Below are 12,183 nucleotides of genomic sequence, written 5' to 3'. Positions count from 1 at the left end.
CAAACCATCGCCACCACTATCTTCTCAGATCGTCAATCCCAACTTCCCCCAGCAACCGCGTAGAACCTTTTTTTTCGTTCCGCCGGCGAAAAAATATTTTCGGCAAGGTGGAATAGTCCGGCCGCCGGGCACGTATACGACGGTGTCCGACAAACAACGAGGAGATTGCCGTGGTCCCTGCCCGTACCGCCCTGAGCCTGTTAGCCGCCACCCTGGTCCTGTCCGCCTGTGCATCGATGAACGATCCGATGGTGAAGAAGGCGGATGGCGTGCTGGTCAATGAATCCGGCATGACCCTGTACACCTTCGACAAGGATGTTCCGGGCAGCGGCAAGAGCGCCTGCGCCGGCCAGTGCGCCGCCATGTGGCCGGCGATGCCGGCCCGGGCCGCTTCGTATCCGGCGCCCTATTCCGTCGTCACCCGCGACGACGGCTCGAAGCAGCTGGCATGGAACGGCAAGCCGCTGTACCTGTATGCCCAGGATACCCTGCCGGGAGAGCGCAAGGGCGACAACGTCAAGAACGTCTGGCACGTCGTTGCCGACTGAACCGCAGCTCCCAGTGCGCCCCCGGCCGCCATGTCCGACCCCAGCCTTGAAATCGTTTCCTGCATTCCCCGCCTGCGGCGCTACGCCCGCGCCCTGGTCGGCGACCGCGGCGGCGCGGACGACCTCGTCCAGGACACGGTCGAGCGCGGCTGGAGCCGGATCGCCGAATGGCGCCGCGATGGAGAAATGCGGGCCTGGCTGTTCGGGATCATGCACAACCTGCATGTCGACCAGCTGCGCGCGCGGCGCCTGCAAACCACGTCGCTGGACGAGGAAAGCGCCCAGCCGGCCCATACGGTCGATCATTCCGCCGGGCTGGAGCTGCGCGACATGGAGACCGCGCTCGGCCTGCTGCCCGTCGAGCAGCGTGAAATCCTCCTGCTGGTGGGGCTGGAGGGAATGACCTACGACCAGGTCGCCGGCGCGCTCGGGCTGCCTTTGGGCACCGTGATGTCGCGCCTGTCGCGCGGGCGCGAAAAGCTGCGACTCTTAATGGAGGGCAAGACAACGCGTCTTGCGTCCCTGCAGGTGGTGAAATGAACATGCTGCCAGTTACCGAAGCAGACCTGCACGCCTATGTCGACGGCTTGCTGCCGCTGTCGCGCCGGGCCGAGATCGAGGCCTGGCTGGGGGCCAGGCCCGAGGAGGAGGCGCGGCTGGCCGCCTACCGCAGCCAGAACCTCGAACTGGGCCGCCTGTTCGATCCGGTACTCGACGAAGCCGTGCCGGGCACGATCCGGCTGCCGGCGGCGCGCCGCTTCCGGATCGCCGGCCCGGCATGGCGCATCGCCGCGGCGCTGGCGTTCGCCCTGCTGGGGGCGGCCGGCGGCTGGACCTTGCGCGGCGCCGCCATCGACGCCGATGCCATGGCCGGCCTCGACCGCACCGACGCCGCGCCCGGCTCGCCTGACGCCAGCCTGGCGCGCCAGGCGGCCATCGCGCACGTCGTGTACAGCCCGGACGTCCGCCATCCGGTCGAAATCGGCGCCGACCAGGAAGACCAGCTGGTCACCTGGCTGTCGAAGCGCCTCGGGACGCCGATCCGCCCGCCCCGCCTCGGCAAGCTCGGCTACGAGCTGATCGGCGGCAGGCTGTTGCCCGGGCATAGCGGGCCGGTGGCCCAGTTCATGTACCACAACCTGGCCGGCCAGCGCCTGACCTTGTACGTATCCACCGAGCAGTCGCACAATCGCGACACCGGCTTCCGCTTTGCGCAGGAGGGCCCGGTGAGTGTGTTTTACTGGATCGATGGCAAATTCGGCTATGCCCTGTCCGCCGGCGCCAGCAAGGGCGAGCTGGCCAGGCTGGCCGTGGTCGTCCACGAACAACTGGAGAACAAGCAATGATCCGACCGCGGCTCGCCTTCCTGCTCTCCCTGGCGGCGCTTGCCGGCGCCGCCGAGGCGCAGCAGGCCCAGGCTCACCATCATGGCGGCGCCGGCGGCAGGCAGCCGCCCGTCTTCGTCGCCAGCACCGCCAAGCCGTTCGCGGCCCTGATGGACGATGCGATGGCGGTGATGGACGACGGCATGCGGCGCGCGCCGATGAACGGGGTGCCGGAACACGACTTCGTCGCCATGATGATTCCCCATCACCAGGGCGCCATCGACATGGCGAAGGCCTTGTTGCTGCGCACGACCGATCCTGAACTGCGGAACCTGGCGCAGGGCATCATCACCGAGCAGCAGAACGAGATCCAGCTCATGCAGGCCTGGCTGCGCCGCCACGCCACGCCGGCGCCTGCACCCGCACATCCATCCACCCACTGACGAGAGCGAGCGACATGAAAACACGCACCATTTCCGCCGTCTTCGGCGCAACGCTGCTGGCGGGCGGGGCGCATGCCGCGCCGGCGCCCCAGGACCGGGTCTATACGGCCGACCAGAATTCGAACACGGTCTCGGTGATCGACCCGTCGACCAACACGCTCCTGGGACAAATCCGCCTCGGCAACCAGCGGCCCGACGTCCTGTCGCCGCTGTACAAGGGCCAGATCAATGTGCACGGCCTGGGCTACTCGCCGGATCACCGGACCCTGATCGCCGTGTCGAACGGCTCGAACTCGGTCACCTTCATCGACAGCGCCACCAACAAGGTCAAGGGCGTCACCTATATCGGGCGCTCGCCGCACGAAGGCTTCTTCAGCGGGGATGGACGCGAGGTCTGGGTCGTCGTGCGCGGCGAGGACTATATTTCCGTGATCGACCCGAAGACGTTCCGGGAAACCCGCCGCATCCCGACCGCGCCGGGACCGGGCATGGTGCTGTTCCATCCCGACGGCAAGCGCGCCTTCGTGGTCTCCAGCTTCACGCCGGTGGTCGAGGTGGTCGACGTGCGCGCGCACAAGGTGATCCGCCAGATCAAGGTCGTCAGCCCGTTCTCGCCCTTCCTGCAGCTGACGCCGGACGGCGGCGAAATGTGGATGACCCACAAGGACGTCGGCAAGGTCACGCGCATCGACACCCGGTCACTGGAGGTCAAGGAAGTGTTCGACACGGGCATGATCACGAACCACCTGTCGTTCGCGAAGACCCCCGCCGGGACGCTGGCCTATGTGTCGGTCGGCGGCGAGAACGTGGTGAAGGTGTATGGCACCGGGCCGAAGGCGACGCTGGTGACGACGATCCCGGTCGGCGCACTGCCGCACGGCATGTGGACCTCCGATGACGGCAGCCGGGTCTACGTGGGTCTCGAGAACAGCGACGCCGTCGACGTCATCGACACCGCCAGCAACAAGGTCGTGGCGCGGGTGCCGGTCGGCCAGGCGCCGCAGGCACTGGTCTACCTGTCGCAGGCCGTGCCTTCCGGCGAGGGCAAGGACAACCTGGTGGCGCGCGCCAACAAGGACCCGGTCGACATCGCCCTGCGCGCGGTGTCCGGGGAAGGCAAGGGCTTCGTCGTGGCGCGCAACCTCGGCGTGACCGATTCGCTGGACGTGTCGCTGTTCAAGCTCAAGCCGAAGACGGTCTACAGCGTCTACGCCAGCGGCCAGAAGACCCCGGTCGCGGTATTCGAGACCAACCCGATGGGAGGCGCGAACGGCACGGCGATCGGTCCGATGCGCGAACTCGCGCGCGCGGGACAGGCGCCAGCGCCCAGCCAGATCATCGTCATGGAGGGCGATGCGCCGCCCGACCCGGCGCAGGCCGTCCTGGTCAGCACGCGCTAGCCGGGCGCAGGGACCCGCGCCCGGCGGCACGCATCAGGTCTTCGGGAGGGTCACGCCATGCTGGCCCTGGTACTTGCCGCCCCGGTCCTTGTACGAGGTCTCGCACACCTCGTCGCTCTCGAAGAACAGCACCTGCGCGCAGCCTTCGCCGGCGTAGATCTTGGCCGGCAGCGGCGTGGTGTTCGAGAACTCCAGCGTCACGTAGCCTTCCCACTCCGGTTCGAACGGCGTGACGTTGACGATGATGCCGCAGCGCGCGTAGGTCGATTTGCCCAGGCAGACCGTCAGCACGTTGCGCGGGATGCGGAAGTACTCGATGGTGCGTGCCAGCGCGAAGGAATTCGGCGGGATGATGCAGACGTCGCTCTTCACGTCGACGAAGGAATTCGAATCGAAGTTCTTCGGATCGACGATGGTGCTGTTGATGTTCGTGAACACCTTGAATTCGTCGGCGCAGCGGATGTCGTAGCCGTACGACGAAGTGCCCCAGGAGATGATTTTCCGGCCTTCGCTCTCTCGCACCTGCTTGGCCGAGAAAGGCTCGATCATGCCGTGTTCTTCCGCCATCCGGCGGATCCATTTGTCGCTTTTGATAGTCATCGCAGGGCTTCCAGGTGAAGAAATGTTAACCCGCGATTTTACGCGAAAAGTTGTCGCCGGTCTGCATTCGGCGACCGGGCCAGCAGCCGCACTATCATCTCGCGCGTCAGGCGCGCAGTGAGCCGGGGCGACTCCATCGGATACAGGTGGCTCCCTTCGATGGTGACGAAATTGTCGCCGACCAGCTTGCGGGTCGCGGCCAGGCCTGCCTGGCGCAGCTCTTCCGAACGGGTGCCGGCGACGAAGCCGATCGGCAGCGGATATGGCTGGCGCAGCACGCGCCCCATGTCGTGCGGCAGGCTGCTGTAGATGGCCGCCTCGACTTCGCGGTCGAAGCGCAGCTGCACGCCATCCGGATGCGGCTTCAATCCATGGCTCAGGTAATCGTCGAGCGCACCCGGGGCCCAGGCCTGGAAGATCGGCTTTGCGATGAAGTGTTCGTGCGCCGCCTCGCGCGAAGGCCAGACGTTGCGGCGGCGCTCGGCGATCCCGCCCGGCGACAGCCTGCGGCCCAGGCCCAGCGCCTTGGCCAGGCGCCAGACATGCGCGCGCCAGCCCGCCACCACCGGTGAATCCAGCATCACCACGCAGCGCGCCAGCTCGGGACGGCGCCAGGCCGCCAGCATGGCCACCGCGCCGCCCAGCGAGTGCCCGACCAGGATCGCCGGCGTGTCGTAACGCTCGAGCTGCGCGATCAATTCGTCGACCAACCCGTGCCAGTTGTCGTCCACCGGGTACTCTGGATCGTGGCCGAGCATATCGGTGGTGCGGACGTCGAAATCGCGGCGCAGCTCGTCGAGCAGGCGCCCGTAGGCGCCCGACGGATAGCTGTTCCCGTGCGTGAAATGCAGCAGAGGCTTGTTCATGGCGCCCATTGTAAGGGCTTTGCCATGGCCGGGCTCCCTGCGCGCTCCCCGTTTAGAGGGAAACGCCTACAGCCTGCGCTGCGCGGCTTACGGACGTTCCTGCAGCGCTTGCGGCCGGCGCTGGCGCAGTTGCTCGCGCTGTTCCGGGGTCAGCACCGCCATGGCCTGGGCGTGCAGGCGCGCTTCCAGCAGCGCTGCGGCGGCGACCGCCTGGCCGAGTTCGCGCGCGGCCGCGCCGGCCCGGGCTTCGTCGAAGCGGTCGGCGTCGCGCAGGGCGCGCATGGCGTCGTGGGCATGGCGCAGCGCTTTCTGCTGCTGGCGGCGCTGCGGCGCGGCGGCGTGCTCGATCGCGAACAGCTTGTCCTGCTGGGCCTCGGTCAGGCGCAGGGCGCCGCCCAGGTGGCCGAAGCCGTGCCCGAACCCGTGGCCGAAGCGGTGCCCGGGACCGTGGCCGGGGCCATGTTCCGGACCGCCTTCGGGCCGGAAGCCGCGCCCGTCCGGGCCGTCGCCGGCAGGACCGCCGTGCGGACCCGGGCCGGCTGGCGGTCCGGCATCCTGGCCGGTATCGGCCGGGGCCGTCCCGGCCTGGCCAGCCGCGAAAGTGGTGGCGCAGCAGGCCGCGAGCAGCGCGGCGGCGATTGTTTTGCGCATCGGGTTCATCTCCTGCCTCCTCGTGTGGTTGGGATGCCGCATTGTCGTGCGCGCCCCTGTAAAGCGGTGTAGAGCCGGTGTAAAACAAGGTAAAGAGGCGCCGCTTGCCGGCGCCCATCCGCCGCCATTTGCTAAGATGCGAGCATGAACCAAGTACTGCTGATCGACGACGATACCGAACTGGTCGGGATGTTTGCCGAATACCTGGAACAGGAAGGCTTTCGCGTGGCCTGCGCCCACGACGGCGAAACCGGCACGCGCGAAGCACTGTCCGGCCAGTACGCCATCGCCATCCTCGACGTGATGATGCCGCGCATGAACGGCATCGAGACGCTGCGCCGCATCCGCGCCGCCAGCCGCATCCCCGTGCTGATGCTTACGGGGCGCGGCGACGACGCCGACCGCATCCTCGGCCTCGAACTGGGCGCCGACGACTACGTCACCAAGCCCTGCACCCCGCGCGAACTGACCGCCCGCGTGCGCGCGATCCTGCGCCGCACCCAGGGCACCAGCACCGACGGTCCCGGCATCACGCTCACGGTCGGCAAGCTGACCATGCTGCCGGAGCAGCGCCGCGCCACCTGGGACGGCAATCCGCTCGACCTGACCAGCACCGAATTCAACCTGCTCGAAGTCCTGGCCCGCAACGCCGGCCGCCCGGTCAGCAAGAACGACCTGTCCGAACAGGGACTGGGACGCCCGCTGGCCCGCTTCGACCGCAACATCGACGTCCATCTCAGCAGCCTGCGCCACAAACTCGGCACGCTGTCGGACGGACGCTCCTGCCTGCAGACCGTCTACCGTCTCGGCTACCAGCTGATCCGCGAGTGACGATGGGCCGGCTGTTCTGGAAATTCTTCCTGTCGATCCTGCTCGCGCAGGTGGCGGCCACGATCGGCATCGGCGGCGCCGTGTGGCTGCGCGACCAGGCCCACCAGCGCAACGGCGAACCCACGCTCGACCTCGGCCCGCCGGCCATCATCATGCTGGACGCGGCCGCCGCCACCCTCAGGCACGGCGGCGTCGACGGCCTGCGCGAACTGGCCGCCACCAGCCGCCGCATGCGCCTGTACGTGCTCGACGACCAGGGCAATGAACTGCTCGGCCGCGCGGTGCCGCCCCGGCTGCGCGGAGAAGTCGAGCGCAACCTGGAAACCGGCGCCCCCTCGCACGCGGTGGCGCGCCTGACCGCGCCCGACGGCCGGCACTACCTCGCATTCGCCTCGCGCATCCCCGGCGTCCGTCCGGGCATGGCCAGCTTGCCGCAGGATTCCGGCCCGGCCGCGGCGGCGTCCGGCAGCGCCGCGGGCACGGCCCCCGGCTCCGGCCCGGGCGGTCCCGGCGGGCCGGGAGGATTCGGCCTGCCGCCCGAGTTCGGGCGCCACGTGGGACACTGGCTGCCGATCGTCGCCGCGACCGTGGCCAGCTTCCTGTTCGCCGCCCTCCTCGCCTGGTATTTCTCGCGCCCGATCCGCGCCCTGCGCGGCGCCTTCGAAGCGGCGGCCGCCGGCGACCTCGCGCCCAAGTTCGGCGAATCGCGCATGGCGGTGGCCGGCGACGAGCTGGCGGAACTGGGTCACGACTTCGACCGCATGAGCGCCCAGCTGCGCACCCTGATGGAAGGCCAGCGTCGCCTGCTGCACGACGTCTCGCACGAGCTGCGCTCGCCGCTGGCGCGCCTGCAGGCGGCGATCGGCCTGGCCCACCAGCAGCCGGACAAGATCGGCGCCTCGCTGGAGCGCATCGAGCGCGAGAGCGTGCGCATGGACCGCCTGGTCGGCGAGCTGCTGACCCTGTCGCGCCTCGAGGCGACCAACGCGCTACTGGCGACCGAGCCAGTCGACCTGGTCGAGATGATCGACCAGATCGCCGACGATGCCCGCTTCGAAGCCGGCGCCCGCATCGACGTCGACGCCCCGGTGCCGGTGACGGTGCGCGGCGCGCCGGACCTGCTGTGGAGCGCGGTCGAGAACATCGTGCGCAACGCCGTCAAGCACGGCGGCGCCAACGGCGCGGTCGAGGTGGCCCTGCATCCCGACGATGGCACGGCCCACATCGAGGTGCTGGACCGCGGACCGGGCATCGCCGAGGAGCACCTGGGCGAGATCTTCGAACCCTTCTTCCGCTCGAACCCGACGCTGAACAACGTCGACGGCCATGGCCTCGGCCTGGCGATCGCCAAGCGCGTGGTCGAGACCCATGGCGGCCGGATCACCGCGGCGAACCGCACCGGCGGCGGGCTGCGCATGACGATCACGCTGCCGCGCGAGAGCTGATCTACCGGGGCGCGCTCCAGTAGCGGGCGTGCTCCGTCCGGTAAGCCTCGTAAGCAATGCCGCCGCCGAAGTCCAGCATGACGGCGCCCAGTTCGTCGGTGCGCAGGCGTTCGATGCCGAGCTGGCCGTAGCGCTCGAGCACCTCTTTCTTCGGGTGCTTGTAGCGGTTGCGCCAGCCGACCTGGAACACGCCGACGCTCGGATGCACCGCCGCCAGGAAGGCCGCCGTCGACGAGGTGCCGCTGCCGTGATGGGGCGCCAGCAGCACGTCCGCGTGCAGCCTGTCCGGCTGGTCGCGCACCAGGCTGGCTTCCTGCGCGGCCTCGATATCGCCGGCCAGCAGGATCGCCGTGTGGCCATTCGTGATGCGCAGCGTGCAGCTGCGCGCGTTGGCCTTCAGCCTGGGGTCGGCGTGGATGGCGGCCGTCGGATGCAGCATCTCGAAGCGCACGCCATCCCACTCCCACTGCTGGCCGGCGAGACACCGCAGATGACGCCGCGCCGCACGCACGACCGGGTGGCCGGCGTCCAGCGAGGACGCGACCCATCCGACCTGCTGCTCGCCCAGCACCGCCAGCGCGCCGCCCGTGTGATCGAGGTCGCCGTGGCTGACGACCATGCCGTCCAGCGCGCCGATGCCGCGCATCCGCAGGTAAGGCAGCAGCACGCGGCTGCCCGCGTCGGCGCCCGGGGCGTAGCCGGGGCCGGTATCGTACAGCAGGCGATGGCCGGCCGTTTCGACCAGCAGCGCCATGCCCTGGCCGACGTCGAAGGCGGTGACGCGAAACGCGCCCGGCGCGGGATGGGTGGGCAGTTGCAGCAGCAGCGGCAGCCAGGCCGCGGCGCCGGCCCAGCGGTGCGGCCAGCCGCGCGGCATCAGCATCCACAAGGTGCCGCCCAGCGCCAGCAGGAACACCCAGGCCTGCGGCGCAGGCGCGCGCCACACCGCGGCCGGCAGCGCGGACAGCCAGCCCAGCACGGCCGCCAGGCCCGCCACCACGCCATGCGCCGCCACCAGCAGCCAGCCGCACAGGGGCGCGGGCAGCAGGCTGCCCAGCAGCGCCAGCGGCGTCACGACGAAACTCACCAGCGGAATCGCGACCGCATTCGCCAGCGGACTGACCAGCGACACCTGGCCGAACAGCAGCATGGTGAGCGGCACCAGCCCGAGCGTGACCGACCATTGGGTGCGCCCGGCCAGGGCGAGGCTGGCGCCCAGTCCGGCCTCGCGCCGGCCGATCCTGCCATGGCCGCCGAACAGGATCACCGCCACGGCCCCGAACGACAGCCAGAACCCCGGCCACAGCACGGCCCAGGGGTCGAGCAGCAGGACCGCGCCGAGCGCGGCGCACAGCACGTGGGTGACGCTGGACAGCCTGCCCAGCCACAAGGCCAGTGCCACCACCACCAGCATGTAGAGCGTACGCTGGGCCGGCACCCCGAAGCCGGCCAGCAGCACGTAGAGCAGCGCCGCCAGCGCCCCGGCCAGCGCCGCCACCTTCTGCGCCGGCAGCCGCAGCGGCAGCTGGGCGCCGGTGAAGAAGGAGCGCCGCCAGAGGCTGGACGCGGCCAGGGCAGCCAGGCCGGCGATCATGGTGATGTGCAGGCCCGAGATCGAGATCAGGTGGCCGATGCCGGTGCGGTTGAACACCTGCCAGTCCGGCTGGTCGATGCCGCGCTGGTCGCCGATCACCAGCGCGACGATCACGCCGGCGTACTGGCGGCCTTCGAGCGCCTGCAGGATGCGGTCGCGCAGCACGGCGCGGCTGCCCTCGACCAGGTTCCCGAAGCCCGGTACGAAGGCGTCCAGCCTTGCGTTGGCGTCGCCGACGCGGACATAGCCGGTGGCGCGCACGCCCTGTTCCAGCAGCCACGCCTCGTAGTCGAAGCCGCCCGGATTGGCGTTGCCGTGCGGGCGCTGCAGGCGCACAGTGAGGCGCCAGCGTTCGCCGGGCATGAGCGTGCCGGGCAGGCTGGAGTCTCCGCCCCGGCCGGCGTACCAGGACAGGGCGATGCGCGGCGGGACGGTGGCGTTCGGCGTCTCGGTGCGTTCGACCTGCAGGTTGAAGCGCAGGCCCTGGTCGAAGCGGTATGGCAGGCTGTCGATGACGCCGACGACGGTGAGGTCGCGCCCTTCGTCGGCGGCTTCCAGCGCGGGGCCGAGGGCGTGGTGGGCCAGCAGGGCGGCCCAGGCGTAGCCGAGCAGCACGCCGGCACAGGCCGCCGTGCAGCCTGCCGCCGCCGGGGAGCCGCCGATGCGGCCCGCCAATCCGGATAGCGCGAGTGCACAGGCGAAGCACGCCAGCATGGCAGGCGTGGGCGGCAGCGCGGCGGCGTGTTGCAGCGCCAGCACGCCGGCGGTGAAGCCCAGGATCGCGCAGCGCATCGGCCGGGCGTTCAGCGGGCACTCATGCCAGGGCGGGAGGTTCGCCGGCGGCCACCGGGCCGGGCGGCGGCTGCGCACCCGGCGGTGCCGAGGGTGCTTCGGCGTGCCGCACGAGCTGCCAGGCGCTGCGCCGATGGATGACCTCCGGCCCGCCGGACTTGCCGAAGGCCCCGGCCGGAACCTGGAAGGTCGCCGCCGGCAGCAGGCCGCCGCGCGCGAACCAGCGCGTTCCATCCAGCGCGTGCGGGTCTTCGCAACGCCACCAGCCGCTCGCCGGGCATGCCTCGCCGGTGCGCGCATAATTGCCCAGGGGAACCGGACGCCCATCGTCGGACGCCAGGTCCGGGCTTGATGCGGGCATGACGAGGGGAGCCAGCGCCACCGCGCTCGCCATCCGCGGACGCAGCCGCTTGTCGACCAGGGTCCAGGCGGTCGGCTGCGCGCTTTCGATGCTCGGCTGGATGCGCTTGAGCTTTTGCCAGAGCGTCTGGCGCGGCAGCAGCAGTGCCTGCGGCATCCGTTCGCCATTGCGGACATACTGCACCTGGCCGCCGTACACGTCGATGCCGGGGCCGGCGTCGGAACAGCGCCACCAGCCGGATTGCGGGCAGGTCTCGCCCGCCCTCGCCACGGCGCCCAGTTGCGGCCCCGACGGCTCCGGCGGCGTCCCGGACGATGGCGGCGGGCCATTCCTGCGCAGCCGGATGCTGGAGGCGATGCTGTCCCACAGCGCCAGCAAGGCGTCTTCGTGCAGGCTGGTCTCTACCGGCTTGCCGCCCGGCCGCTCGCCGATCCCGCTCTGGAGTTCCAGCGACAGGTAGGGCTGCAGCGGGTCATTGTCCAGGCCCGGCGCCTCCCAGTTGAAGCCGTAGGTGGTCGTGAAATTGAATTCGCGCGCACGCACCAGCACTTCTTCCCCGTCGATCCCGTTGATGCTGCGCTTGCCTTCCCGCAGCTTGGTGATGCGCAGCAGGGTATCGGCGCCCGCACCGGCGTCCGTGGCCCTCGACCGCGCGATGAGGCCCGGATCGAAGCCGCCGCCCGGCATGCTGACCAGGGCCAGCGCCAGGTCCGGATGGTCTGGCAGCCCGATATGCATGGCGATGTGCTCGGTCGTGTGTGCCGGCAGCGGCTCCGCGAACACGGCGTGGTCGATGCAGAATCCGGGAACGCTCGGGATCTCGTCCCCGCCGCGCAGCCGCAACTGCGCCAGCAGCGCTTCGGCTGCCCGGACGTCGTCCTCGCCGACATACTTGGCCGACAGGGAAATGCTCAGGCCCCCGGTATGCGCATGGCTCTCGACGGATACCCATTCGGCATCCACCCGTCGGCCACCTTCGAAGCCATGGCTGCGGGTACGGCCATACACCAGCGACCGTCCCACCATGCCGGGGATACGCAGGTCGCGCGCCTCGATCATTCCCCCCGGGCCCTGGGCGCCGGCTTCGGCGCCCAGGGCATCGATCTCGGCTTCGCGGGCCGCGACACGGGCACGGAACTCGGCCTCGCTCTCCACCACCGTGTCGATCGCAAATCCATCGATTCTTTCATGCGACATGCTGACTTCCGCCTGGACCGGCACGTCGACCAGGTAGCGACCGACGCACACGGTTCTCATCTTTTCCGTCATTTTTGCCACCTCGGATCTGTCCCGCATGCTGCGGACTTGACCGGCTGCCCAGCTCCCC

Annotated in this window: 12 protein-coding genes; 7 read left to right on the top strand and 5 right to left on the bottom strand. The window is 69.9% G+C overall.

The window, feature by feature from the left end:
• Positions 1–191 precede the first annotated feature (191 nt).
• Genes AC3A6M_RS22885 through AC3A6M_RS22865 form a run of 5 tightly spaced genes read left to right on the top strand, consistent with a single transcriptional unit; the run spans position 192 to position 3,716 of the window.
• A complete protein-coding gene (locus AC3A6M_RS22885; RefSeq protein WP_487855023.1) occupies positions 192–548 on the top strand; it encodes a COG4315 family predicted lipoprotein in 357 nt (118 codons plus the stop codon).
• Between the two features lie 30 nt (positions 549–578).
• Positions 579–1,088: an RNA polymerase sigma factor gene (locus AC3A6M_RS22880; RefSeq protein WP_487855020.1), complete on the top strand. Its 510-nt coding sequence runs from the start codon at positions 579–581 to the stop codon at positions 1,086–1,088.
• The gene (locus tag AC3A6M_RS22875; protein WP_487855019.1) at positions 1,085–1,894 is read left to right on the top strand and encodes an anti-sigma factor family protein; all 810 of its coding nucleotides are present in this window, start codon (positions 1,085–1,087) and stop codon (positions 1,892–1,894) included. The genes AC3A6M_RS22880 and AC3A6M_RS22875 overlap by 4 nt, the downstream gene beginning before the upstream one ends.
• Positions 1,891–2,316 carry a DUF305 domain-containing protein gene (locus AC3A6M_RS22870; RefSeq protein WP_487855018.1) on the top strand — a complete coding sequence of 142 codons (426 nt, stop codon included), beginning with the start codon at positions 1,891–1,893 and terminating at the stop codon, positions 2,314–2,316. The genes AC3A6M_RS22875 and AC3A6M_RS22870 overlap by 4 nt, the downstream gene beginning before the upstream one ends.
• 14 nt (positions 2,317–2,330) lie before the next feature.
• The gene (locus AC3A6M_RS22865) at positions 2,331–3,716 is read left to right on the top strand and encodes a YVTN family beta-propeller repeat protein (RefSeq protein ID WP_487855017.1); all 1,386 of its coding nucleotides are present in this window, start codon (positions 2,331–2,333) and stop codon (positions 3,714–3,716) included.
• A gap of 33 nt (positions 3,717–3,749) precedes the next feature.
• Here the strand turns inward: AC3A6M_RS22865 and dcd are convergent, their stop codons facing one another.
• From dcd to AC3A6M_RS22850, 3 genes are all read right to left on the bottom strand, one after another.
• A complete protein-coding gene (dcd, locus tag AC3A6M_RS22860; RefSeq protein WP_487855016.1) occupies positions 3,750–4,316 on the bottom strand; it encodes a dCTP deaminase in 567 nt (188 codons plus the stop codon).
• Between the two features lie 38 nt (positions 4,317–4,354).
• Positions 4,355–5,182 carry an alpha/beta fold hydrolase gene (locus tag AC3A6M_RS22855; RefSeq protein ID WP_487855015.1) on the bottom strand — a complete coding sequence of 276 codons (828 nt, stop codon included), beginning with the start codon at positions 5,180–5,182 and terminating at the stop codon, positions 4,355–4,357.
• 87 nt (positions 5,183–5,269) lie between these two features.
• Positions 5,270–5,833: a Spy/CpxP family protein refolding chaperone gene (locus tag AC3A6M_RS22850; protein ID WP_487855014.1), complete on the bottom strand. Its 564-nt coding sequence runs from the start codon at positions 5,831–5,833 to the stop codon at positions 5,270–5,272.
• A gap of 144 nt (positions 5,834–5,977) precedes the next feature.
• Here AC3A6M_RS22850 and AC3A6M_RS22845 point away from each other — a divergent pair, with 144 nt between their 5' ends.
• Both AC3A6M_RS22845 and AC3A6M_RS22840 read left to right on the top strand, forming a co-directional pair.
• Entirely contained in the window at positions 5,978–6,664 is a 687-nt protein-coding gene (locus AC3A6M_RS22845; RefSeq protein ID WP_487855013.1) for a response regulator, read from the top strand.
• Positions 6,665–6,666: 2 nt separating this feature from the next.
• Complete coding sequence (locus AC3A6M_RS22840) at positions 6,667–8,109, top strand: sensor histidine kinase (RefSeq protein WP_487855022.1); 1,443 nt, start codon at positions 6,667–6,669, stop codon at positions 8,107–8,109.
• Position 8,110: 1 nt separating this feature from the next.
• Here AC3A6M_RS22840 and AC3A6M_RS22835 read toward each other — a convergent pair whose 3' ends face one another.
• Both AC3A6M_RS22835 and AC3A6M_RS22830 read right to left on the bottom strand, forming a co-directional pair.
• Positions 8,111–10,495, bottom strand: coding sequence for a DNA internalization-related competence protein ComEC/Rec2 (locus AC3A6M_RS22835; RefSeq protein WP_487855012.1), 2,385 nt, complete (start codon positions 10,493–10,495; stop codon positions 8,111–8,113).
• 22 nt (positions 10,496–10,517) lie between these two features.
• Positions 10,518–12,113 (bottom strand): T6SS immunity protein Tli4 family protein, encoded by a 1,596-nt coding sequence (locus AC3A6M_RS22830; RefSeq protein WP_487855011.1) that lies wholly within the window; start codon positions 12,111–12,113, stop codon positions 10,518–10,520.
• Positions 12,114–12,183 lie beyond the last annotated feature (70 nt).

It is taken from the genome of Telluria sp. Soil_C_11 (assembly GCF_057657395.1).
This window is presented reverse-complemented; position numbering and strand designations above follow the sequence as displayed.